The sequence below is a fragment of the Burkholderia sp. AU4i genome (genome assembly GCF_000466765.1).
Lineage (GTDB): Bacteria > Pseudomonadota > Gammaproteobacteria > Burkholderiales > Burkholderiaceae > Burkholderia > Burkholderia cepacia.
This window is the reverse complement of record NZ_ASSI01000107.1, coordinates 1-22,084: the sequence shown is the minus strand read 5'-3', so window position 1 is coordinate 22,084 and position 22,084 is coordinate 1. Positions and strand designations below refer to the sequence as shown.

The following is a 22,084-nucleotide window of genomic DNA, read 5'->3' as shown; positions in this document are numbered from 1 at the left end:
AGTTCCTCAGGCTGCAGCTCGGTTGCTCGCGTCTCGCGCCGCCCAGAATTCGCCGGCGTATTGGAATCCGCGGACGTTGCTATAGACCGGATCGGCATCGGTGTGGATCTGGCTGTGCGACTTGCCCAGCTCTTTCTTCACGTAGTCCGCGAAGAGATGCGCGCCGCCACCGGTGATCAGGATGTTGTCGATGTCGGAAATGTTTCCGATCGACAGCAGCATTTCGTTGATCGCGTCTTCAACGATCTGAGTCACGAGCGTGCGCATCGGCGCGATATCCACCTGCTTGCCATTGATATTCAACGGGGCGTTGACGCGAAGAGCGTTGTCGATCCGCTGCATCGTCCGCGGGTTCTGCGTGAGATCCGGAGCAATGTGTTCGGCCACTGCGCTGATGACGGCCCACACCGATTTTGGTGTCGCGCTGCATCGGCCGGTCAACGGGCGGGCGCCCTCGGTGACAAACCAGTCGAGCGTGCCGTAGCCGGCGTCAATGACCAGGTTCGTCTGATATTGCATCGATTCCAGAAGCTTGCGCGGCACCGCGTAGTTATAGAAGGCGCCGCTCGGCTGCGGGAATACCTTCACGCGGCGCACGTCGACCTTGAGGTTCTGGTCAGGCTTGACGGGATTGGGGACTTCGTGAACACCGGTCAGGAGGCCCTTGAGTTCGTCGGCGTACCGATCGTAAGTCGTCAGAGGAAGGCCCACGACCATGTAGTCGACTGCCTGCAGGCGCATCTTCTGAAGAGCGCCGAGGAAGAGTGCGCGATAGATGCGGGTCGTCGAGTAGCCTGCCGCGACCTCGCGCTTATAGATGCCCTTCGATTCCGCGAGGGCATCGGCGCCGACGGAATAGCTCTCACCGTCGACCGCGACGACGATCCGATCGGCCTTGCTCATCAGGCCTCCGGTGAAGTCCGATTGAGTAGCTCGCGGGGCGAGGGAAGGGAAGAGACCGACCTGTGCGTCGCTGTCGATGTTGCGCTGGGAGGTGGTGTATTTGGTGTTGCCGTAGCCGACGTCGATGGCACGAACGATGGGCGGGGTTGCCTTGCTCATATAGGTTCTCCACAAGAAGTACGCAAAGCATATGGGCTAATCAGCTTCTTGGCAAGAAGCTTGGCCAGAAATCGGCCAGTTATCGGCCACGCGTGGGCGATACATGGCCCATATCCGGCCAATATCCGGCCCGTTGCATGGATTGAATGACAGAGGAGGGTTTGAAACGGCACCGGTCTGGGCCAGAAATTGGCCACTTACCGGCCAAGGGTGGCCAATTTACCGACGTTTGCCGGCGACGTTGGCGAGAAGATCAACGGAATCGGTGAACCGCCCTATCGTACTTCGTCTGACTTGAAAAAGGTATTGTAAAGAGAGTGTCCTGCCATGTGGCGTGAGACACATGAGCACCGGGGGTTTCGGGATTTTGTGTAAAAGGTAACGGTGTAGGGAAGCGATTTAGATTCTTGACAAGAAGCGCGGACCTATCTAATCTGCGAACCATCGACCGCACCGCACGGTGCGTTGATCGGCAGCTGGGCCGTATCTAGCCACCGACGCCCATCCCATAGGCAGCGTCGGGACCGGACGCGCAACGCGTCCAAAAGCAGGACAGTCGAGGCATTAGCCTCGCCCGAAATCCGATGAGGATCGCTCGGGCAAAACGCAACCCGTGGATCCCTCGCGGATTCACACGGCTCGCAAATCAGCGACGCCGGGCATCGCCCCGCTAGAACCTTTCATCTCGACAACGACCTCTGATTGCACGAAGACCTCCTGCGCGAATTGCGCCGGGTTGGTCCGGCAAGCGTCACGCATTGAGCGTGCGATCTGCGTCAACGTCAGCACTGGAAGCCTCTGGCTCAACAAAAGCTCTCGCCGCTTACATTCCGTCAGGAAGCGTACGGCGAGAAGTTCTCGCAATACGGAATCGGTACACACCACCGACCCAAAATGTGTGATCGCTCCACCTGGAGCAGCCCGCCAGACGCCTGACCTACACGGGCGTTATCCACTGGCGCGAAGCGCATGCGCTTCTAGTCATTCCGATGACTCTCATTCCGCTGGACGCGGCTTCGTGCGAAACGCATGGAAGTCGACCTACTCGTTTTCGAGCGCCCTTAGAGGCGTATCGGGGGCGAGCCGGGTATCTGGCAACTTGCTCGAACCTCATCACGGGTTCGGAGGCTGCAAGGGAAGGAATGGGAGGAACCAGATTCGTTCGGGAAGCGCTTGGGGCGCTAACCGAGAGTCAGGAGGACGTCGCACCTCTTAAAAACGCGACAAAGGCTCCCCGCTTAGGACACAAGCGGGGATGGCGCGAAAGCGCATCTGTACGGCCGAGGGATCGGTTGTGCAGTTCCATAAGTTTCTAACGTACAGGCACTGCCACCCCCCGTCGCTACGGAAGGCGACAAGAAGCACCACGTAGGAATAGAAGCAAAGCCCCCCGGCCTCAAGCCCGGAGGGATTGGAGCGCCTATGCGCCGATCCCTGCGGGAATGAGACCGGGTGATGAATCGACGTGCTCACGCGCCTACCGACAGAGCACACCAGGGCAACCAGGAATCAGGAGTGAAGGAATGGCGGACTTCTTCGATACGGACAGTAAAGCGGCGGATGCGCCAAGAGCGGGTACTCAGGCTTCCATTCCTCATGGGAACTGGAAGAAGCAGCTGTCCGACCTTCTCAAGCAACAGGAGAACCTGCGGACGGTTCGCGGCGACCGGCGCGCATCGGACAAGACGCTCGAAGCCCGTGGCCATATCCTCTATCAGGGATTTCAAGAGCTGCGAATTCTCGGATACCGGTTCGACACGATCACCAGCTTCCGGGAGAAGCACATGCAGGCGCTTGTGGATAAGTGGGTCGATGAGCGCAAGGCCGCGTCGACCCTACAAAACCGGATCACGACCTTCCGTATCTTCTGCAGCTGGATCGGTAAGCCGGATCTTATCGGCCCGACCGCGCGGTACGTGAAAGACCCGAAGCGGGCCACGCGCGCTCTCTCTGCGCAGACGGATAAGAGCTGGTCTGGAAACGGCGTGAACATCGACGAAAAGCTGGCCCAGATTCGCCAGGCCGATGAGCGCGCCGGACTGATGCTGCTCGCAGGCCGGACATGGGGGCTGCGACGCCTGGAGATGGTCTGTATCCGTCCATATGCGACCGTAGTAGTGGGCGGCACCACGAACATCGTCGCATTCACCGATGTGAAGGTGTCGCGTGAGGAACTGAAGGCCGCAATTGCCGCGAGCGGTTCAGGGCTTCCCATCAAGAAAGGGACAAAGGGCGGCCGGTATCGTGTGCTTCCTCTCGACACGCAGGAAAAGCTCGACGTACTCCGTCAGCTTCAAGCAGTGGTGCAGGATCGTGACGGCTTTCTGGGATGGCCGGGGGAATCGCTCAAGACCAATGCTCGCCGCCTCTCGTACATCGCCAAGAAGTTCGGGCTGACCAAGGCCGATCTGGGCGTCACGCTCCACGGCCTGCGGCACGAGGTCGCGAATAACGAGTTCGAGCACCTGTCGGGTGTGCAGAGCGCGATCCGGGGTGGCAATAGCCCGCTTCGCGGCGAAACGCGCGTGGCGGCTCAACTGGTGGCGCAGCTTCTCGGCCACTCCCGCGTGTCGATCATCAGTGCCTACTGCGGCAGCGTGGTCAACATGGGCGAAATCCAGAAGAACCGCGCGATCGCGGAGCTGGATGCGCTTCAGCCGCACCTTGAAGCGATCCGCGTGGCGCTCGAGCGTCACGGCTTCGTCAGCCTCTACATGGTCGGTGCTCGTGCGATGGGTAAGCGTCGCCCGCAGGACGTGGCCGTTCCGTACGAGTTCATGACATTTGGGGAGGCCGGCCAGCCCACGTATGCGCTGCGAGCGGAGCTCGAGGCGCTGCTTTCGACGCCCGTGTACGTCCGGATCATGTCCGAGGAAGGGGATGAAGCAAGTGCTACCTACCTGAACAACATGCTTCAGGTGATCGATGGCACGAACGACGGGACGGACCAGAACGCCGACGATTTCGGACTGGAAGATGGAGGCATCGATGCTGCTCTTGAGTCGTGATGGTGTCGGGGAGAACGGGCGGGAGGTTGCCTCCGAATGGGCGCGAGACGACCGGAACTGGGTTTGCCGGTCGGCCGAGGATCCGGTTCGCTGGATGCTCGGTCACGAAGCAGGCGCTGTGAAGGCCAAGCTCGTCGCGGATGGCGTGGACTATCGCCTGGTGCGCAATGGATCGCTGCTCGATTTTCTGGCCGAAATCCTGACTGGAGCGGCCAGCGACGTTTATGGCACCGCGGCTATGCCGATTCCGGTCAGCGATCGCTTGATGGGCGCAACGGCTCGGGAGTTCCGCGACGAATTCGGTGTGGACCTCCCGGGTGCGTGGGGATCGCTCATGGCGTGGTGCGACGGGTTCCAGATTGGACGCATCGAAGTTTTCGGCACCGGCGCCGGCAGGACGGGCTACGTCTCGGCGGATGCGCCGCGCGGCATCGTGGCTGCGAATCGCTATCTTCGGTCCTCTGTTTCCGCCCGGGTGCTCTGGCTCGGCGCGATGGTCGGTGTCTCGTTCGGGATCGATCTCGAATCCGGGCTGACCGTGGGTGTCACGGATTCTGACCGGAGTGTGTGGATCGCCACGCGCCGGCCAGATGAAATGATCGCTTGGCTGCTCGGCCTTGTGACGATCCGCGAGGTTGCCTTTCTCCATCCGCTGACCGAAGGCAATTGGCCTTCCCATGTGGCTGACGTGCTCGCCTCTGCCGATCTTGTATCAGCCGTTCCGGAGCGGCGCTTCCCTGGTCGTGCGGGCGAGCAGGATCGTTTCGGACTGTAGGTAACCGGCTTCACGGTGCGGGCCCGGGTGGTTGGCGATGAGTGGTGGATTGTTGCGTACCACTCCCGAGCGTCGCGTAAGAACTCGCTAACGAATCGCAATTTTGCGCAATCCGGTGTCTCGAAATGCCGGACTTTGGATGAATTTACGAAGTTTCGGCCTGAAAACGCTACTTCCGGTCGTCGATTTTGGATGTTGTCGGTTATTTCCCCGGGAATTTCGAGACTACACGCCTTGAATGCTGATCACGGCCCTGTAGATTTGGTCACCATTGAATGGTGAGGAGAGGGTTGCAATGGATCTGCACTTGCTGTTTGACCTGATCCAGGGCGCCGCGAATCATCAACACTTCAACCCGGACGCACGGGTTCCCATGAAGACCCTCGTCCCTCCGATCCGGTTATGACCCAGCAGCAACCACCGCACGTGAAATCTCGCCCACTCGAACCCGATCCCTTCGCGTTCGAGCTCGCCGGTACCATTCTCGGGAAACGCATCGAAACGGACCACCGCGACTACAACGCGTTGCTCGCGTGCCTGCGCGACGCCGGACGGCCGGTCGAACTGGCGTTCTATGGCCCGGATGCAGCGACCGCGCGCTCCGTGATCGAAGCGGTCGCGGACGCCAACCTGCGGACGATTCCGGTTTTCCGGATACTCAGCCGCATCGCGAGCCTCAATCGACGCCAATCCGAGTCCGTGTCCGCGGATATAGCGCGGTTCGATCCGTCCAGACTGGGAGGGCGTGGTGCCGCCGGCCGCCAGCGCGATCGTGCCCGGTCAGCCGAGCAGCGTCTGTTGCTGGCGAATCGAATCCATCGCCTGACTGCGGAGCTTGAGCGCCGCGACAAGATTGGGTAGGGATAGGCGGAAAGGGCTGACGTCGGCGAGCAGGTGATGGACAGAACCGCGGGGAGGATACTGCCCTCCCGTGCGTGAAGTGAATTGTGCGCTGCGAATCCTGACCGGATGTCTCAGAGGTTGCGGAACATCCGTAGCGCTTCCGCGCCAGCGAGCAGCCAGATCGCGAGCGGCGCGAGGGCTCCAGCGAGCGAAGCCGCGATGAAACGGAGACGCGGTGCTCGGCCCGAAGATGCAGCGTATGCACGAGCCCGGCCGATCGTCGCCCTGACCATGCTGCGCACCGGTTCGTCTGGCTCCCGGTTCGTGCCAGATCTCCATGTGGCGACTCAGGCCGCCGTATCACTATCCCACCACGGACTTTCAGTCCTTGCGCTTAGAAAATCACGCGGCGCCCGCCAGGCAAGGGCTTCATCCGTTACGATTGTCTTAGAGATGTCTTAGGATTTTTTAGGGGAAACGTAAAATCTTGTTGCAGCGGCCATACACGATCCTTATACTTCGGCATCCAACAAGGAGAAGCGAAATGCCAAAGTCCCCCGCAACCATCGCAGAAGAGATCTCAGACCAGATGCGAAAGCAAGGCGCACAAGCGCTCACGTACCAGTGGAAAGACTTCTACAAAGCCACGGGACGTGAACGGATCAAGGAAGCGTTCCAGGATCAGTTGACGCACAAGCTTGCCGCGAAGAGCCTGTTGATCGCCTACGGTCGGGCAGTGGTCGTCGTGTGTCAGGACTACAACTTCAATCCGGTCAGGGGATAGCCCACTCCGTAAACCTTCCGAGGCGGGGCGCACGTTTGACGTGCCGGGCCCGTTCCAGCAGTCCGTCACGGTACGTCGGCTTTTGGCATCCGGGATGAGTGCCGGCGACCTACAACGAAGTGAAAATATGAAAATCAAGGTCGGGGATTTCTACTACGGCGCGGCTCTCGCACAGATCGCCGCCTATCCGGTTCTTTCACAGGTGCATTCGGTTTCCGGGAAGGAAGGCTACTACCAGATCAACGGCGACAAGCGCCTTCTAATCAAGTACGCGAGCGCCGAACGCGGCACCTGGCGCTTTACGGTCCGCCCTGACGATCTGGCGGACCTGCACGCCGAGTACCGCCTCTGGTTCGCACTCGTATGCGGTGAGGAGACTGTTTGCCTGCTCAACGATGACGAGTTGCGAGAAATCGTGGATAGCGACTCGACGGGAAGTCAGTGGATTTCCGTCAGCTCGAGCAATGGCCGCAGCATGAAAGTCGCCGGCTCCGCGGGCAGCCTGAAACACCGTATTCGGCACAACGCGTTCCCGCACACTCTATTTACTGACGGCCCCGAACTGAACGATTACGCGTGGCCCCCACTTTCCCGCTTGCAGTTCTACACGACCTGGCCATACGTCGTTCGCACCACCGAGGATCCATTCTTCGATCTGTCCGATGCGCTCGGGTGGAATATCGGCCATGGCGAGCAGAAGACGGTCTACATGGGTGTGCGGACCTACAGTCCGGACTGGGCAGAATGGGACGACGCGAACCTCGCGAAGATCGAGGAGCACATCAAGTACGATCTCGGGTTCGATGCATTCGAGGTTGACATCGAACGGATCAGCCCCGAGCTCATTTGTCAGGGTGGCGAGTACGTCACCCAGAGATGCTCTGATGAATTTCTGTGGAAGCTGACGATCTCGGTTATGGACTAACGCCGCCTGCGCGAGCCCGATTCCAGGAAGGCGTCCGCCGAGACCGCCCAGACGTTGATGGTCCGAGCAGTCGAGATTCCCGACCATCTTGCCATTCAGGAGGCGTTCGAGTGGCTTTAGCTCCGCGACATGGCCTGACTCCTGGAAGGGGTCCGGCGGCGCGTGCATCCTGCTCAAGGGTCATGCGGTCGAATACCTGAACCTCGACACTGGCCAAACCCTGCAGCAACTCCCCCGCACCGATGAACCGTGAGCCGCGACAGCAGAAATGCGGCGTCTGGCGCAAATATACTTCCTGACGGGAAGTATCGGCATAGAATGCCCCCTGTGACATACGACACGAGGGGCGCAGGTATGCAGGGCACGGCTGTAAATCCTGAACGGAACAATGCGGCTGGCGAGGAGGCGGAAAGCCTGTTCTCACTGGCGCTCGATGCGTGCGTTGAAGCCGTGCTGATGCGGCTTCTCGTCACAGCCGGCGACCTCCATACGGAAGCGTTTGACCGTCATCGCTGCCGCGCTTGGGAATTTGCCGACAGGGCGGGCTACCTGTACGCCGACGAGCCCATGCCGCATCTGCTCGATGGGGACTCCGAGACGGTCGAAGGATGGGCGCAGGGCGTCGAGCGCCGGCGGAAAGAGCGACACGAGGCGGATGAATACGCCCGTCGCCAGGCGCGAGAGACGTTGATCCGCGCAAAGGACTGGGCCGCGTTCGGTCTTCCCGCACCGGAGCAACTGCTGCTTGACCTTCAGGGCGGTGAGTCGCACCTCATCTGCGGCCATCGGCTGTTTCCGGATGGGAACTGCGTGCGCTTCGCCGATCCTTTCGGCAATCACGGCTTCTTTTTCCTCGGCGATCCGCGGGACATGACGGTCGCCGATATCGAGCCCTTCCTTACGGATATGGCCCACGGCGAGGAATGGCACGCTGGCTTCTCCTGATCCACCGGGCGCGACAGGCTTGATCTGCCACGCTGACCCGGTATGGTCTTTCCAGAACCACGGATTTCACGGATCAACACGGATGAATGACATGAACGGACAGGGCAACGGCGAGGAACTCGACTATCAGGCTGCGTTCGAGCGTGCATGCGCGGACATCGGCGCGATCAATGCGCTGCTCGGCTTCGATGGTCATCCCGGTATCGATCGCATCCTTCGCGCGATCACTGATCTCCAGCTGGCCAGCGGGACCCGTTCGGTTCCGGAGGGGGCGACGGCCGCACTGACGCGATACGATGCGCTCATGGCATCCGTGGAAGGCTGCACAGACGGTGGCTGCGTGATCCGGGCGCCGAAGGGGATGCACACCAACGGCGGATGCCGCTGCACGCGCGCAGAGCACAAGATGCGACGTGCAATGTATGCGTCGCAAGAGCTGCGTCGCGCTGTCGCCGCACTTTCCGAGCAGCCGGCGGCCGGCGTAACCCCGGTCGAATTTCCGGAAGCCGCGGGCGGAACGAGCGACGCGCAGGCGGTCCGCGCCATCGAGATTGCCGACCAGAGCATGGTCGAGCTGCTCCTTTCCCATGCGGTGCGCTCCGATGCGCTCACCCCGGCATTTGGCCTGTCGACAGAAGACGGCACCGAAGTGGAGACGCTCGAGGAGGCCGACCCTGCCATTCAGGAGGCGTTCGAGTGGCTTCAGTCGAGGGGTATGGCCGAACTCCTGGAAGAGGCAGGCGGCACGTGCATCCTGCTCAAGGGGCATGCGCTCGAGTATCTGAACCTCTGACCAGACCAGACGGCACTTCAGTCACGCAGCACGGCACCACGGAATGTGGCAGGCGCAACTTTACTGGGGCCGCGCTTCGTAAATCGATGCGCCAGCGTCAATGACGGATGCAGCGTTTTCTGCTTGATAGTCCCGGCTTCATTCAAGGGTTTCGACGACGTCGAAGATGCCGTCGAACTGATGCTTCGGAAATGCCGTGCGCCACGCGTGCACCTCTCGCTCCAGTTCCTCTCGCGTGGGAACGGGCTCCCGTCGTTCGCCATTCTGCGCGGCGATCATCGCGCGATAGGCTTCTGCGATCGCCGGGCCGAGTCCCGGGCAATGCATCGCGGCTCCGCCCGACATGCAGATCCGCACTCCTTCGATCGCGCAGCCGTGCTTCGGTGCGACCTGGACGTACCAGTCGCCATTGCCGCCGGGAAAGATGACGAGCGCGCGCTGCTCATCGTCAGGCAGATCCCGATCGTCTGTCACATACAGGGCCTTCACGATATCGGACATGGGAACCTCTTCGGTTACGCAAGCAGCGGCTCGGGGTTGCATTTCCGGACATGAAACAGCGCGTTGGTTGCGTTGATCATGCGACGGATGACCTGAATTTGCTCCCTTTCGGGCCTATCCGCATACGCGTTGCAAGCCCTCCAGGCCTCCGAGGTGTCGGCGCTTTCGAACACAACCAGTTCGCCGAGATGCCTGCCGCCGTTGAAAAACGTCGCGATTACTTGGTGTGCCATCGTCGTCTCCGCTGGAAGGTCCACGTTCAAATCATACCGATCATGTCCGGCATCTCAAGCCGGAGAACCATCCCCCGCGAGCGCATGGCCGGCTGACTTCCTGACCGGACCAGCACCTCACCCAAGTCGCTGCACTGGCACTCGGTACCGCAGAAATAAGTGCCGGGCGGAAAGATACTTCCTGATAGGAAGTATGGGAATAGAATGCGCCTTGTGACAGAACGATACGAGGGTGCAGGTATGCAGGATACGTCTGTAAATCCTGAACGGAACGATGCGGATGGCGGGGAGGTGGAAAGCCTCTTCTCGCTGGCACTGGACGCGCGGTGCGAGTCTGCGCTGATGTGGCTGTACGTGACATCGGGCGACGTGGGAACGCCGGCGTTCGACCGGCACCGACGCAGGGCGTATGAGCTTGCCCGCCGCGCGGGGTATCACTACGCGGACGAGCCGATTCCGCATCTGCTGCGGGACGATGACGAGCTCACCCAGGCATGGGAACACGGCATCCACGACCAGCAGGTCGAGCGACGTGAAGCGCAGGCAGCCGTCGAACGCGAGGGCATCAAGAAGCTGATCGCGGCGAAGGACTGGCCTGCACTCAAACTCCCGTTTCCGGAACAGATTCTCGAAACGCTTCGCGGAAGGAAGTCCGTTCACGTCGAAGGCCACGGCCTCTATTTCGAAGAGGACTACATCTACTGCGTGAACCCATACGGAATCGAACTTCTCGTGAGTCATGTCCAGGATCTCACTCCCGACGATATCGAGCACTTCCTTGCGGATATGGCGCTCGGCGAGGAATGGGGCCCGGTGCCGCATTGACGCTCGGCATCTTGAATTCCGCGCTTCGTCCGGCACGATGGGATGACACCGTGGATTCCCCCGGCTATCCACCGCGGAGCACCCACGAGCTATTTCGCCGGACCGAAGAGAAAATGACCGAACCGAAGAAGACACCTCGCAAGCCTCGCCACCTGCCTGACCCGAACTTCGTTTCGACGACAGTGGATCAGTGGGGTGGAACGCTCGTCGAATGCCGCGACCTATGGGACGGATACAGTCTGGACGATGCAGTCCTCGACAGTACGCCCCTGAAGAAGTGCCGGTGGCCGACGCTCTTTGCGTACATGCACCGGCGCTTCGGTCCGCCGCATATCGGCGGCGACGATTACAAGGATCTGTCCGCCAGTTGGATGCTGACGACGCCGGACTGCGAGGTCTTCGTCCGAGTCAATCCGTCATTGAGTGGCCCGGGCTTTTCGTTTTCGCCTTATCTGGTGATGCCGCGGGATGCCACGAAGCGCGCACACCGCGCCAGTGAGCTGAACTTGCCGGCCGATCGGGTGGTCGCCGTCCGGAAGGCGTACCGGGCGACTCTTCTCGATCTCCTGCGCCCGGTTTGCGTCCGCGACCACCACATCAACGCGCTGGGACAACTAGGGGATAGCGCTCTCGATCAGGCTCTCGTGGAATGCGACGACGACGACGAGAGCAATGCCTACGAGTTGCGATTCCATCCTTCCTGCGGTTACGCCATGCCACTGGGGCTTTTCGGAGGCAATGAGTGGCCGATCTTGTGCTCCTTGATCCGCCACCTGGGCGATGGTGACCTGGAAGCAGGGCGCGTGAAAGCGCTCCAGGTGCTACAACGCGACGTCTATGCCGAAGCGACGGGCGCCGGATGGCGAGTCCACCGGCTCATGCTACTCGGCGCCCGGAATCAGCGTGAGGCGGTCGCTGCCGGGCTGGGACTCGGCGCGGACGATGTTGCCCGTTTCGATGATGAATTGAGAGCGCTTCACGATCGCGAAAACCCGAACCGGTCCATCGTTGACGAGATGACGGACGCGGCCGTCGATTCCGCATCGGATTTTTTGCATCGGCTTGGCTTGCTCGACGCGGAGCTCGATGAGACCGTTCGCGGAATGCGGCGCGACAAGGCTGTTTCGGAAGCGTGGGCCGAACTTGTGGTGATCGCCAACGATACCTTTCCCGACGACGTGGCGTTGCCGGCAGAACCGTACTCAATGGACGGCGAGCTTCCCGTGCAGTTGAAGGCAGCGTTCAACGGGATCGGACGGACTGACCTTGCGGACTGGGTGGACAAGACCGTGGCGAGGCCGCAGGGACTACGGGCGCTGGCGGACATTACCTTCCACCTTTCCTCTCAGGCCAGGGAGCATCAGGACGACAAAGCCGCCGGCCTCACTGCCTGATCCCGGTAGGAACCGGCTTTTCAACCCGAATGGGATGGTCAACTCAAATGGCTGACATGAACACGAATGCGATCGCTCAAACCCTCAAGGATCTCGACTGGACGAGCGTGCCGGTGCGAAACCGGGAAGCAATCGAGCAGGCGATCGCGGCGCTCGAGCACGGCGATCTGAAAGCGGCGCCGATTCCGATGCTGCTGTTCTGCCCGGCATGTGGTCTGCAACACATCGACGCGCCCGAGCCGGCACGCGATGGCGAGAAGGCATGGGATAACCCGCCGCATCGGTCGCACAAGTGCCGTGGGTGTGCGACGGTATGGCGGCCGGCGGACTTGCCGACGGTCGGCGTGGTCAGCATCCAGACGTCCGGACAGGCGGATAACTGGGATCGTCCCGCCCACACCGTCGCGGCCGGCGCTGTACGAACGGTAACCATCGACGAGGTCGAAAAGAGCCTCCTGCGCAAGCTGCTCAGCTTTGCGTGGGAACTCGACATCATCTGGCATCGCGATCGCAACGAAATCCGCCGCATCAAGCTGGACGTGCGCGATGGCGTGTCGATGGCACCACGCCTGGTCGAGCAGCGTGTCGATCTCATTCGGGAATTCGTGGCGACCGGAAGGAACGCATTTTCTCCCGGCGGCGGCGCGGACGGCGAGAACGTGACGCTGGATCAACCGACCGAGGCGGCGCGGTGAGTCTGGTAACGCGTAGACCGAACGCCGGCGGCGCCCGAAAGAGCGTGCTCGGCGAGGTTAGGGAGGTCACCCTGGCGATCGAACTGATCGAGCTCGGCGCACGGTTGCAACTGCTGGAGTCCGAAACCAGCCTGTCGCGTGAGCGTCTGACCAAGCTCTACAAGGAGATCAAGGGCGAGTCGCCGCCGAAAGGCATGCTGCCGTTCTCGACCGACTGGTTCATGACGTGGCAGCCGAACATCCATTCCTCGCTGTTCTACAACATCTACCTCTTCATGCTGCGGGAGGCTCGCTGCGATTCGATCCAGGCGATGGTGAAGGGTTACCGGCTCTACCTGGAAAACATCGAGCGGGACGATGACGAAGCGGTACTGACTCTCACGCGCGCGTGGACGCTGGTGCGCTTCTTCGATTCGGGTTTGCTCACGATGGCGCCGTGCACGCGCTGCGGCGGGAAGTTCGTCATGCACGCGCACGATCCACATCACAGCTTCGTGTGCGGCCTCTGCGCGCCGCCGTCGCGGGCCGGCAAAACCCGCAAGGCAGCGGTCACGGCCTGAGGCGACCACCCGGACTGATTCCAGACAAGAACCCTTCACGACCGAACCCATGCGCTATCAAACCCAATCCGCTGATTCTCAAGGCCTGCTCCTGTTCGAAGACGAAGAGGCCGCTGCGCGGCGAGCCGCGATCGACGAGCTGCACGTCAGGACCGCGATCTACACCGCCAGCCCCGTCGTTGATGACCTGCTCAAGCGCCTCGGCTGGCCGGACGAAAACGGCCGTCTCGTGGATCCGAGTTGCGGCGACGGCATGTTCCTCGCACGTGCGCTCGACGCGCTGCTCGCCGCAAGGCCGTTCGGGTTCGATCCTCGAGGCCAGATCGAGGGGTGGGAGATTCACCCGGCGGCGTGCGTCGATGCGCGATCGCGCGTCGCGGCCGTACTTGCCTTGCACGGCTGGTCGACAGCACGCGCGGCGATGCTGGCCAACGACATGGTCCACAACCGGGACTTCCTGACGGACGGGCCGACGACGCCCCAGTGGGACATCGTGGCGGGCAACCCGCCGTATCTGCGCGCCGCCAACGTGCCCGATCTGCTCCGGAACGAATACAGCCGCCACGTGCCCGACTATGCCCGGGGCGACATGCTGCACAGCTTCCTCGAGCGATGCAGCCGCACGGTGCGCCCGGCGGGCCGTATCGGGCTAGTAACGGCGGACAGGTGGATGGTAAACGCAGGAGCGAGCCGTCTGCGGGAGCGGCTTGGCCAGCGCCTGTCGCTCGCCCACGTGGAACGTCTGAGTGCAGAGACGGCGTTCTACCGCCCCAAACAGCGCCGAGCCGGATCGCCGCCGCGCGTGCATCCGGTGGCCGTGGTGCTCGTATCCGACGACGGCGCCGGGCAGAACCTGAGCGGCAAACCGATCCACCCGGGCGTAGATGAGTCCCGCTACGAGGGCATGCGGCTGCTCGGCGACTTCGCGGATGTGCGCATCGCGCCGTGGCTCGGTACTGAAGGAGTGTTCGTGGTCGACGCCGCAACGGCTAGCCGCCTGCCGCCCGAGTGCCTGGTGCCGGCCATCGACACGGACGATATCCAGAACGGAAAGCTCGGCACGCCGACGCGCTGGGCGATCCGCACGCTCCCCGGCGAGGAACCCGCGCCGGAAGTCATGGCGCACCTGGCGAGCCGGATGCACCTGATGGCCAAACGCGGCCGGCAGGGCAAGGTATGGATGCCGCCGGAGTCCTTTCATGCGCTCGATCTGTCGCGCGAGTCGCTGATCGTGCCGCGGATCGCAAAGACGCCCCGGGCCGTGCGCGTGCCGCCGGGCATCCTGCCGATCAATCACAATCTGAGCATCGTCGCTGGCGGCGCGGTCACGCTCGATCAGGTCGAGGAGGCCCTGGCGTCCCCAGTCGCGGCTGAGTGGGCGCGGGACTACGCGCAGCGCCTTGAAGGAGGTTACCTGTCTCTTACTACCACGCTCCTACGGCGCATGCCGATGGCAAATGTGCCGACCTGACGGCGCCCGGCCGCCGGAGAACGTCCTCGAAACAGGTGCCGACCGAATATCTTACAAAACGGTTGCATTCCAGGCGAGCTCAAGATTCGGAGCGGGAAGCCGTAATATCAGGGCGAAAGTTGTGAGGTATTCCTGTGCGCAATGAGTACTACAGTGACCTAGTCATCAAAGAGCGCAACACAGTAAAAGCAACAACATGGGAGCAGTCTCAATGACGAAGAAAAAGCGGCCGTTCAAGTTCAACTTTCACTCAGACGATGTGGGTCATACCCTTGTGATCGGATCGATCAGCGCTGGCAAAACAGCGCCCGCTGAACTGGGAAAGCTGTGGGAATGCGGGCATCCGGGCGGCAAGGTTTCCGTCGCGCAGGCAGGCACGCTGGTCGGCATCGGGCCCGGCGACGTTACCAAACCCGAGTGATCGGAACACAAAGCGTTGCGGACACTAAATGCAAAGTGTTCGTGCGTCCGTACACGCCGAAGTCCGACATGGAGCCGCCGCGTCGCTGGAAGGCGGACGCGGCTGTGTGTGGCAAGTGACCGGAAAAAGAGGGGTAGATGGATATCACTACGGTAACGGCGTTGTCGTTGGGCATCATGGGCCTGTGCTTAGTCATCGGTGGAATGACGCGGGCACGCCCAAAGCAAGCCTGGGTTTGGTATGTCTGCGGTGTATTTCTGATTGGAGGCGGAGTTCTTTACAGATTCTCCGAGCCGGCAGAGGGACGGCTTTGTGCGACCGGTCAAGCTCCCAACATGTCCGCTGATGGCAAACTGCTTGTGTGCGTCCAAGACATGAATTGGAAGCGCGCTAACTGACGACGGAAAAGAAGGAAACGGGGAATCTAAATGTTGATGGCATTGCTGGCTCTTATCGGCCTCGCGCCCGCAGAAGCGACTCACGACCCGTGTATGGGTCCTACCTGGGCGCTGTCTGCACAAACCGCCTTGGCGTGCGATTTCAAGGAGGCGAACGCAGCGGCCACGATCCTGCATCGGGACACATATCGCGGCGAGAGAACGCATGCGTCTTTCATTGTGGTTCGTCTGAATGGCAGCGTTGCGAAGGCGATTCTCGTGAGCGACAAGGTGGAAAACGAGTCTGACGCTCGAAAAGATGCGGTGCTAATTGGCGCGAACGGCGGCTGGGTCGATCAGTCGGGTGTCGCGCACGGGACCGCCGACTCGTGGACGATCAATCTCGCTCAAACGGGTTTCCCTGCGAAACAGGGAGCGCTGGTATCGCTCGTGAACAGCACTTCGAACTGATCGCTCGGAAAAACTTGGGGAAATTGTGAAAGCGGACCGGAACACATTCGGGTTCAATGCGTTGGGACTGGTTGTCATCGGACTGATCTTGTTCGGTGCGGTGACGGGGCTTCATGCCTACGGGAGGTGGGCGGCGGACCACGAAATTGCTACCTACGAAAAAGGCATCAAGGCGGGGACGATCACGGACGAATCGACGGTGGTCATGACGGATCTGACCGACGCGAGCGGCTCGCGCTGGGTCTACTACAAGCTTGGACATGGCGCGTACGCAAATTTGCTCCGCCAGGCCGGCGTGGGGTGCCGATTCTATGAACACAACGGATCACCCTACACATTCGAGAAGTTCAAAACCACCGATCCGATCCCCTTCGACTTTGTCCGCGCTGGAGCGTGGGCGATCGGCGAGTGCGATGCAAGCAAGTTTGGCGACGCTTTTGATCTCGCCAGAGCGCAGCAATAGCCACCGAAACGGATAGGAAATCATGCTCATGACACGTTTCGTTATCAGTGAACCCGACATCGAAGCGGCTGTTGCTCACTTGCGAGCGCTGCCCCATTCGGCAACGGCTTCAATGCCTGTCGAGTGGTCCCGCAAGCGCTTCCTTGACACATTGACAGCAACTTTGCGCGCGAACCCGAAAGCCAAAGACGCGCTCGCGGTTCGGCCGGGAATTTGGGCGCTCGTGAAGCCGTATGGCGTTGACCTTGCTGGGACGTTCGAGAACGACGAGAGGCGGCAGGTGTGGATTCTTATTCGTCCCCGCGGGACAGATCCGAACCGGATCGAGACGCTCGCGGTTTGAGGAAAGAACATGAGCAACAAAAAAGTGCCGGTGTCAAGTCTTTCGCGCAAATCACGCAGGGCTTGAAACCGTATATGGGGCAGTAGGTTAGCTCTTTTCGGGGCCGCTTTGCAGAACCGCGGCTTCGTCGGCTAGGAGCCACATAAGAGCGTCGGGAGAGAAAGCCGCATCGCACTGTGTCGTGCTGGATTGCCGAGGAACGGCGGGCCTGTCGCGTCATCATAGCCCAAGAGGCTTGGCGGCCTCCAGAATGAAGAACGCGCAGCTGAGGGCTGCGCGTTCGATGGATGCCGTTGGAATGCGATGCCATCATGTAGGCTTTGATGGCGCGCTCCGGGTCGTCGTGCCCTTCCTGAATCCCCGATCCCCCGCCATGAACGCCTCCAGCATGTGCGGGATCAACTTCTCTGCATCGACTGCTTCGCCATATGCCTGCGCGTGCAGCGCGGCGTAGCGGTCGAGGTCGGCTTTCAGGCTGGCCGGGCAGGCAAAGGTCAGCTTGACGTTCTCGGTCTTGGGCAGCGGCCCGAGCCGCAGCTTCTTGGTCGCGCTCATTGCGAAGCTCCCCGATTGAAGAACAGCGGCTGGTAGGGCCGCAGCACTAGATCCCGGTTGACGATGATCCGCACCGGCAGGCCCGGCCGCTCGGTCAGCGTCGGCTGGATGTTCATGTTGCGCCGGGTGATCTCCTGGCCGACCTGATTGATGCCGTCCTGGGCGCTGTCGCGCCCGGCGATGACGATGCGGTTGCCGTCCTGGCGGTTCTCCGGCGCGGCCAGCTCGGCTCCGACGCCCAGCAGCGTCGTCAGCACCGCGCCCGCGACGATGCGATTCCAATGCCAATCCACGTCATCCTCTAGACCGGAATAGCCGGCTGGATCGGTGCCGACAAGGTTGTCGAGCGTCAGCGAGGACGTGTCGGGCAGGATGATCCGGTTCCACACCACCTGCACGCGGCTCTGCCCGTAGCTGACCTGGCTGTTGTAGCGCCCGAGGATGCGCGACCCCTGCGGGATCAGCAGGTACTTGCCTGTAGCCGTGTCATAGACCGGCTCCGTCACCGTGGCGATCACGTCGCCCGGCAAGTCCGACTTGATGCCCGTCACCAGCGCGCCCGCGATCACGGTTCCAGCCATCACCTGATAGGGCGACGCCGGCAGCGCCAGATTGCCGGAATTGCGGGTTTCCGTAGAACCGGCTTTCAGGAACGCCTCCTTCTGGTCTTGCCGGTTCTGCACGGCGGTCGGGTCGCCAGGCTGCGCCGCCGTCGAGGCCGACCCGGCTGCGAGCGGGTCGAAGGCCGCGAGCGCGCTTGCACCACCAGGCGCACCCGGCGTCGCCTGCGCCACCGCGGCGGTGGGGCCTTGGCCGCCCGAACGGAAGAACACCGACGAAGCCGCAGCGGCTTCTTCCTCCTTGCGCAAGGCATCGTTGGGATGGTGGCCGGGGGCCGCGTAAGCGGCCACGGCCGGCTGCTGCGAGTTCACGATGGCCGGGCCAAGATCGCCCGGCAGCGGCGGCCCCAACTCGGGCACCTTCGGCTGCAGCTTCGAGTAGTCGGCCGGCAGGCCGTCCAGCCCTTCGGACTTCGAGACGCGATCGACGTTGTAAAGCTCGGGCTGCTCGCCCGCGCTGCGCCGCTGCGGTTGCAACGACCAGATCGTGGCTCCGAGCACGGCGACCGACAGGCCGCCGACGAGGATGGCCAGCGTGCGCCGGTTCAGGCGCGTGACCGGGCGCGGCTGGGCGCGCAGCGCCAACGCCTCGGGCGCGACCTTGCCCGCTTGCGGCCTGGCGAGGTCGGGGGTGTCGTCCTGGATCATGGTCAGTTCCTCCGTGCCACGCCATCCGTGCGCTCGATCCGCACCATGGCGCCCTTGTCGCCGCCCAGGCGCAGCTCTGCCGCGCCAAAGAGGCGATCCACGATGTAGTACGGCGAGCGGAAGCGGTAGTTCACCAGTTGCCCGTCGCCTTCCGGCCCTATCACGAACAGCGGCGGCAGCTCGCCTTGCGCGATGCCAGCGGGGAACTGGATATAGACCTTCTGCCCGTCGTCGAAGGCGCGCAACGGCTTCCACGGCGGATTGCTGCCGCTGATTGCGTAGCGGAAGCGCAGGTTCTCTAGCGCCAGCCCGGCATCGACCGGCGCGGCGGCATTGGCCGCCTGCGCTTGGCGCTGTAGCGCCAGCATCCGGTCGCGCGGGTACTCCCAGGACACCGACGCCATCCACGTCTTTTCCGTCGAAGCCAGCTCCAGCAGGTACGTCCTGCGGCTGGTGGTGATGACGAGATTGGTCTTGAGGCCTGAGCGAATCGGCTTGACCAGCACGTTCACGCGCAGATCGGCACCGCTGCCGCTGGACGTGTCGCCCACGATCCAGCGCACGGTATCGCCAGCGGCCACCGTCACCAGTTCCTCGCCCGGCTGGAGCGAAACCACGGTCACGCGGCCCACGGCCGCATAGACCTGATAGAGCGCCCCGTCCGTGAAGGGCCAAACCTGAATCGCATTGACGTAGCCCTCGCGCGTGGGGGCTACGCGGGCCTCGGCATTGGCGCGCGAGACGCGCACCTTCTCGTCAGCCGGCTCCGGCGCAGGTTTGGCGTCCTCAGCTTCGGGCAACGGCTTCAACTGCGCCGGCATCGGTAGAACCTCGGGCACGGCCACCACCTCCACCGGCGCGGGCGGCTCCGGCAGCGGCTGGGCCTGCACCGGCTCATCGAGCGAGATGGTCGGCGGTGGCTTGCCCTGCGAGGCGCAGCCCACGAGGGCAAGCAGGATCACCGGCAAAGCGGATTTACGGAAAAGATCATTCATGGCTTGGCTCCTTTTATCTTCGGTATGACCGAGATCAGTTGAAATACGCGTGGCAGCCCGTGCTGCCATGTGAACGGTTAGGCAGGGACGTGCAACCCGTTGGCTCCAGGGGCCAAGAGGTTCTCCGACAAGCCCGCTCCGAAGCATTTGGAGCACGTTCCCTGCCGCTCGATATCAGCCCGAACAGTTGTAGGAACACTTCACTTCGCATGTAAAAGGAGGGGCGATGACGAGCCTGCCGAACCGAACAGACGACGACACCTTGACCATTGGCATCGATGTAGCCAAAGCCACGCTGGAGGTGGCCTTCAGCGACGGTGCTACGGCGCTTACCCCGGCCAACGATGCGAACGGCCATGCGGCGCTGCTGGCGCATCTGTCGATGCTGCGCCGGGTTGACCTGGTCGTATTGGAGGCCACTGGTGGCCTTGAGATGGATGCTGCCTGTGCATTGCAGGCGGCTGGCTATCGGGTAGTCATCGTCAATCCGCGCCAGTCTCGTGACTTCGCGCGGTCCATGGGGCGATTGGCCAAGACGGATCGGCTCGATGCGCGCGTGCTTGCCCACATGGGCAAGACGCTGCTGCAACGCGACGACCTGCACAAGCTGATCAAGCCGTTGCCCGATGAGTCGCAGCGCCAGTTGCAGGCGATGATCACCCGCCGCCGGCAATTGCTGGCGATGCAGATGGCCGAACAGCATCGCGCCGGCGGCCCCGATCAACGCATGCGTGCCAGCATGGAGCGCATCCTCAAGGTCATCGCCGATGAACTGTCGCGCATCGACAAGGACATCCGCATGCTCATTGGCGTGCGCCATGCCGAGCTGGCCAAACGCCTCGGCGAGATCAAGGGCGTTGGACAAGCCACCATCGGAACACTGCTCGCGGAGGTTCCCGAACTCGGCAAGCTTAGCGGCCGCGAGATCAGCGCCTTGATCGGACTGGCCCCGGTCAATCGGGATTCCGGAACCATGCGTGGCAAACGCACGATCTTCGGCGGACGGCCCCAGGTGCGTAAGATTCTGTTCATGGCCGCCCTGGTGGCCTCGCGCTTCAATCCGGTGATCCGTGTCTTCTACCAACGCCTGCTGGCCGCTGGAAAGCCCAAGAAGCTTGCCATCACCGCTTGCGCGCGCAAGCTGCTGACCATCCTCAATGCCATGGCCAGGAGCGGTCAATCTTTCAATTCGTCGCTTCATGGGGGTTGACTTTCAAGACAGTTGCTTCGGAAGAATCCAGTTCGCGGCTCCACGACAGGCCGTTGACGTAGATGCCCAGGGGGTTCTTGCGCAGGCGTTCTTCGGTGCGCGGCGGCTGGAGCACGATGGACACCACGGCCGTCCACCGCTCCAGGCCCGCCGCGGCGCCGTTGACGTAGCGGCGTTCCGTCCAGCGCACGTTGAAAGACGTGTCGCTGGCGCGCACGACGCTGGTGATCTGCACCGTCACCGACTCCTTGCCGATGCGCGCGAACGGGTCGTTGACTCGCGCGTAGTCGTTGAGCACGGCCGCGCCCTTGTCGGTCGTGTAATCGTAGGCGTCCAGCCAGTTCTGGCGGACGACGATGGGGTCGATGGACAGCGAGCGCACCAGCGTCACGAAGCGCGCGATGTGGTGCGCCGTCTGTGCATCGTTGGGCCGGTACGGCGTGGCGGCTTCGCCCACGGCGCGCACCTGGCCCGCGTTGTCCACCTCCACGACGTAGGGCGTCACGAAGGACTGCGCCGAGCGCCACACCAGGCCGCCGGCCATCAACAGCGCGAGCGTCAGACAGCCGAAGGCCATCAGGCGCCAGTTCTTCGCCTGCACGCGCGGCGAGCCGATACGGTCGTCCCACACCTGGCCGGCAGCTTGGTACGGCGTGGCAGGCTGCGGCGTGTCGGCATAGCGCACCTGCGGTTTTCTGAATCGCATGGTCAGTTCTCCTTGTGAATCGCTTTACTCGTCGGAGCCGCGCAGGCTCGGGCCTTGCCCCGAGCCGCCACCGTCACCGCCGCGCAGCGTGTGCGCGGCGGTGGTCGCGGCGTGGGTGAGTTGCTGGCGGCGATGCAGCCGCTTGGCCCAGGCGGGTTGTTCCGGCTTCTGTGCAGCGGCGTCGCCTGCGGGGGCTTCTCCTGCGGAGGCTTGGCCGGCTGACGCGCCAGCGTCGGCCATCGAGCCATTCCAGCCAGCACGGAACGGAGCGGCCATCCGCTGCCCGGCAGCGGAAGCACGGGATGCAGCCGCGTATCCGGCGGCCTGCGCGCCGGTCTTGGCGACGTTGCCCAGGCCCGCCATCGCGCCCTTTGCGCCGCCGCCAGCGGCGGCGGAACCGGCCTGGAACGCCGACTTCGCACTGCCGGCCGCCGTCGTGGCGGCGCGCGCACCGCTTCCGG

The 22,084-nt window shown here is 62.5% G+C and carries 24 protein-coding genes and 1 pseudogene; 17 read left to right on the top strand and 8 right to left on the bottom strand.

The genetic code is table 11. From position 1 onward, the window contains the following. Positions 1 to 6 precede the first annotated feature (6 nt). Positions 7 to 1,062 (bottom strand): PRTRC system protein D, encoded by a 1,056-nt coding sequence (locus L810_RS24435; protein WP_042975954.1) that lies wholly within the window; start codon positions 1,060 to 1,062, stop codon positions 7 to 9. A gap of 1,523 nt (positions 1,063 to 2,585) precedes the next feature. Here L810_RS24435 and L810_RS24430 point away from each other — a divergent pair. The 7 genes from L810_RS24430 (at position 2,586) to L810_RS24400 (ending at position 9,135) form a co-directional block, all read left to right on the top strand. Further along, positions 2,586 to 4,070 carry a phage integrase N-terminal domain-containing protein gene (locus tag L810_RS24430; protein WP_021160994.1) on the top strand — a complete coding sequence of 495 codons (1,485 nt, stop codon included), beginning with the start codon at positions 2,586 to 2,588 and terminating at the stop codon, positions 4,068 to 4,070. After that, the gene (locus L810_RS24425) at positions 4,051 to 4,845 is read left to right on the top strand and encodes a hypothetical protein (protein ID WP_042975950.1); all 795 of its coding nucleotides are present in this window, start codon (positions 4,051 to 4,053) and stop codon (positions 4,843 to 4,845) included. Before L810_RS24430 ends, L810_RS24425 begins: the two co-directional genes overlap by 20 nt. A 402-nt stretch (positions 4,846 to 5,247) precedes the next feature. Next, positions 5,248 to 5,706 (top strand): hypothetical protein, encoded by a 459-nt coding sequence (locus L810_RS24420; protein ID WP_021160992.1) that lies wholly within the window; start codon positions 5,248 to 5,250, stop codon positions 5,704 to 5,706. Between the two features lie 526 nt (positions 5,707 to 6,232). Further along, complete coding sequence (locus tag L810_RS24415) at positions 6,233 to 6,472, top strand: hypothetical protein (RefSeq protein ID WP_042975946.1); 240 nt, start codon at positions 6,233 to 6,235, stop codon at positions 6,470 to 6,472. 127 nt (positions 6,473 to 6,599) lie between these two features. Continuing rightward, complete coding sequence (locus L810_RS24410; RefSeq protein WP_021160990.1) at positions 6,600 to 7,397, top strand: hypothetical protein; 798 nt, start codon at positions 6,600 to 6,602, stop codon at positions 7,395 to 7,397. 354 nt (positions 7,398 to 7,751) lie between these two features. Further along, complete coding sequence (locus L810_RS24405; protein ID WP_021160989.1) at positions 7,752 to 8,342, top strand: hypothetical protein; 591 nt, start codon at positions 7,752 to 7,754, stop codon at positions 8,340 to 8,342. 82 nt (positions 8,343 to 8,424) lie between these two features. Further along, complete coding sequence (locus L810_RS24400) at positions 8,425 to 9,135, top strand: hypothetical protein (protein WP_021160988.1); 711 nt, start codon at positions 8,425 to 8,427, stop codon at positions 9,133 to 9,135. A 138-nt stretch (positions 9,136 to 9,273) separates the two neighbouring features. On the opposite strand, the gene L810_RS24395 is transcribed toward L810_RS24400, so the two are convergent. Together L810_RS24395 and L810_RS24390 are read right to left on the bottom strand one after the other, a co-directional pair. Further along, positions 9,274 to 9,636 carry a hypothetical protein gene (locus L810_RS24395; protein ID WP_021160987.1) on the bottom strand — a complete coding sequence of 121 codons (363 nt, stop codon included), beginning with the start codon at positions 9,634 to 9,636 and terminating at the stop codon, positions 9,274 to 9,276. Between the two features lie 14 nt (positions 9,637 to 9,650). Then, complete coding sequence (locus L810_RS24390) at positions 9,651 to 9,869, bottom strand: hypothetical protein (protein ID WP_155836356.1); 219 nt, start codon at positions 9,867 to 9,869, stop codon at positions 9,651 to 9,653. Between the two features lie 240 nt (positions 9,870 to 10,109). Here L810_RS24390 and L810_RS24385 point away from each other — a divergent pair, with 240 nt between their 5' ends. The 9 genes from L810_RS24385 (at position 10,110) to L810_RS24345 (ending at position 16,889) form a co-directional block, all read left to right on the top strand. After that, positions 10,110 to 10,694, top strand: coding sequence for a hypothetical protein (locus tag L810_RS24385; RefSeq protein WP_155836354.1), 585 nt, complete (start codon positions 10,110 to 10,112; stop codon positions 10,692 to 10,694). A 113-nt stretch (positions 10,695 to 10,807) separates the two neighbouring features. Then, positions 10,808 to 12,088, top strand: coding sequence for a hypothetical protein (locus tag L810_RS24380; protein ID WP_155836352.1), 1,281 nt, complete (start codon positions 10,808 to 10,810; stop codon positions 12,086 to 12,088). Between the two features lie 47 nt (positions 12,089 to 12,135). After that, the gene (locus tag L810_RS24375; RefSeq protein WP_021160984.1) at positions 12,136 to 12,783 is read left to right on the top strand and encodes a hypothetical protein; all 648 of its coding nucleotides are present in this window, start codon (positions 12,136 to 12,138) and stop codon (positions 12,781 to 12,783) included. Positions 12,784 to 12,785: 2 nt separating this feature from the next. Continuing rightward, positions 12,786 to 13,343 carry a flagellar transcriptional regulator FlhC gene (gene flhC, locus L810_RS24370; RefSeq protein ID WP_046196963.1) on the top strand — a complete coding sequence of 186 codons (558 nt, stop codon included), beginning with the start codon at positions 12,786 to 12,788 and terminating at the stop codon, positions 13,341 to 13,343. A gap of 49 nt (positions 13,344 to 13,392) precedes the next feature. Further along, positions 13,393 to 14,814: an Eco57I restriction-modification methylase domain-containing protein gene (locus L810_RS24365; protein ID WP_021160982.1), complete on the top strand. Its 1,422-nt coding sequence runs from the start codon at positions 13,393 to 13,395 to the stop codon at positions 14,812 to 14,814. A 211-nt stretch (positions 14,815 to 15,025) separates the two neighbouring features. Further along, positions 15,026 to 15,235, top strand: a complete 210-nt coding sequence (locus L810_RS24360; protein ID WP_021160981.1) for a hypothetical protein — start codon at positions 15,026 to 15,028, stop codon at positions 15,233 to 15,235. 428 nt (positions 15,236 to 15,663) lie between these two features. Further along, complete coding sequence (locus L810_RS24355) at positions 15,664 to 16,083, top strand: hypothetical protein (RefSeq protein WP_042975931.1); 420 nt, start codon at positions 15,664 to 15,666, stop codon at positions 16,081 to 16,083. 61 nt (positions 16,084 to 16,144) lie between these two features. Further along, complete coding sequence (locus L810_RS24350) at positions 16,145 to 16,546, top strand: hypothetical protein (protein WP_155836350.1); 402 nt, start codon at positions 16,145 to 16,147, stop codon at positions 16,544 to 16,546. Between the two features lie 28 nt (positions 16,547 to 16,574). Continuing rightward, entirely contained in the window at positions 16,575 to 16,889 is a 315-nt protein-coding gene (locus tag L810_RS24345) for a hypothetical protein (protein ID WP_155836348.1), read from the top strand. A 309-nt stretch (positions 16,890 to 17,198) separates the two neighbouring features. Here the strand turns inward: L810_RS24345 and L810_RS24340 are convergent, their stop codons facing one another. The 3 genes from L810_RS24340 to trbG are packed head-to-tail and all read right to left on the bottom strand — an operon-like array spanning position 17,199 to position 19,707. After that, on the bottom strand, positions 17,199 to 17,444 hold the full coding sequence (locus L810_RS24340; RefSeq protein WP_011516115.1) for a DUF2274 domain-containing protein: 246 nt from the start codon (positions 17,442 to 17,444) through the stop codon (positions 17,199 to 17,201). Continuing rightward, positions 17,441 to 18,712 (bottom strand): TrbI/VirB10 family protein, encoded by a 1,272-nt coding sequence (locus tag L810_RS24335; protein WP_011516114.1) that lies wholly within the window; start codon positions 18,710 to 18,712, stop codon positions 17,441 to 17,443. The genes L810_RS24340 and L810_RS24335 overlap by 4 nt, the downstream gene beginning before the upstream one ends. Positions 18,713 to 18,714: 2 nt before the next feature. Next, positions 18,715 to 19,707: a P-type conjugative transfer protein TrbG gene (gene trbG / locus L810_RS24330; protein ID WP_011516113.1), complete on the bottom strand. Its 993-nt coding sequence runs from the start codon at positions 19,705 to 19,707 to the stop codon at positions 18,715 to 18,717. Between the two features lie 226 nt (positions 19,708 to 19,933). Between trbG and L810_RS24325 the strand changes: the two genes are divergently transcribed. Then, entirely contained in the window at positions 19,934 to 20,917 is a 984-nt protein-coding gene (locus L810_RS24325; RefSeq protein ID WP_021160977.1) for an IS110 family transposase, read from the top strand. Here L810_RS24325 and trbF read toward each other — a convergent pair. Then, positions 20,892 to 21,623, bottom strand: coding sequence for a conjugal transfer protein TrbF (gene trbF / locus L810_RS24320; protein WP_021160976.1), 732 nt, complete (start codon positions 21,621 to 21,623; stop codon positions 20,892 to 20,894). The two genes, L810_RS24325 and trbF, sit on opposite strands and share 26 nt — an antisense overlap. Positions 21,624 to 21,647: 24 nt before the next feature. Next, positions 21,648 to 22,084 (bottom strand): annotated as a pseudogene (locus L810_RS44090) (P-type conjugative transfer protein TrbL); the annotation flags it as partial.

Coding starts and splice junctions, on each gene's coding strand:
- L810_RS24435 (WP_042975954.1), bottom strand. CDS start 1,062: ATGAGCAAGGCAACCCCGCCCATCGTTCGTGCCATCGACGTCGGCTAC.
- L810_RS24430 (WP_021160994.1), top strand. CDS start 2,586: ATGGCGGACTTCTTCGATACGGACAGTAAAGCGGCGGATGCGCCAAGA.
- L810_RS24425 (WP_042975950.1), top strand. CDS start 4,051: ATGCTGCTCTTGAGTCGTGATGGTGTCGGGGAGAACGGGCGGGAGGTT.
- L810_RS24420 (WP_021160992.1), top strand. CDS start 5,248: ATGACCCAGCAGCAACCACCGCACGTGAAATCTCGCCCACTCGAACCC.
- L810_RS24415 (WP_042975946.1), top strand. CDS start 6,233: ATGCCAAAGTCCCCCGCAACCATCGCAGAAGAGATCTCAGACCAGATG.
- L810_RS24410 (WP_021160990.1), top strand. CDS start 6,600: ATGAAAATCAAGGTCGGGGATTTCTACTACGGCGCGGCTCTCGCACAG.
- L810_RS24405 (WP_021160989.1), top strand. CDS start 7,752: ATGCAGGGCACGGCTGTAAATCCTGAACGGAACAATGCGGCTGGCGAG.
- L810_RS24400 (WP_021160988.1), top strand. CDS start 8,425: ATGAATGACATGAACGGACAGGGCAACGGCGAGGAACTCGACTATCAG.
- L810_RS24395 (WP_021160987.1), bottom strand. CDS start 9,636: ATGTCCGATATCGTGAAGGCCCTGTATGTGACAGACGATCGGGATCTG.
- L810_RS24390 (WP_155836356.1), bottom strand. CDS start 9,869: ATGGCACACCAAGTAATCGCGACGTTTTTCAACGGCGGCAGGCATCTC.
- L810_RS24385 (WP_155836354.1), top strand. CDS start 10,110: ATGCAGGATACGTCTGTAAATCCTGAACGGAACGATGCGGATGGCGGG.
- L810_RS24380 (WP_155836352.1), top strand. CDS start 10,808: ATGACCGAACCGAAGAAGACACCTCGCAAGCCTCGCCACCTGCCTGAC.
- L810_RS24375 (WP_021160984.1), top strand. CDS start 12,136: ATGGCTGACATGAACACGAATGCGATCGCTCAAACCCTCAAGGATCTC.
- L810_RS24365 (WP_021160982.1), top strand. CDS start 13,393: ATGCGCTATCAAACCCAATCCGCTGATTCTCAAGGCCTGCTCCTGTTC.
- L810_RS24360 (WP_021160981.1), top strand. CDS start 15,026: ATGACGAAGAAAAAGCGGCCGTTCAAGTTCAACTTTCACTCAGACGAT.
- L810_RS24355 (WP_042975931.1), top strand. CDS start 15,664: ATGTTGATGGCATTGCTGGCTCTTATCGGCCTCGCGCCCGCAGAAGCG.
- L810_RS24345 (WP_155836348.1), top strand. CDS start 16,575: ATGACACGTTTCGTTATCAGTGAACCCGACATCGAAGCGGCTGTTGCT.
- L810_RS24340 (WP_011516115.1), bottom strand. CDS start 17,444: ATGAGCGCGACCAAGAAGCTGCGGCTCGGGCCGCTGCCCAAGACCGAG.
- L810_RS24335 (WP_011516114.1), bottom strand. CDS start 18,712: ATGATCCAGGACGACACCCCCGACCTCGCCAGGCCGCAAGCGGGCAAG.
- trbG (WP_011516113.1), bottom strand. CDS start 19,707: ATGAATGATCTTTTCCGTAAATCCGCTTTGCCGGTGATCCTGCTTGCC.
- L810_RS24325 (WP_021160977.1), top strand. CDS start 19,934: ATGACGAGCCTGCCGAACCGAACAGACGACGACACCTTGACCATTGGC.
- trbF (WP_021160976.1), bottom strand. CDS start 21,623: ATGCGATTCAGAAAACCGCAGGTGCGCTATGCCGACACGCCGCAGCCT.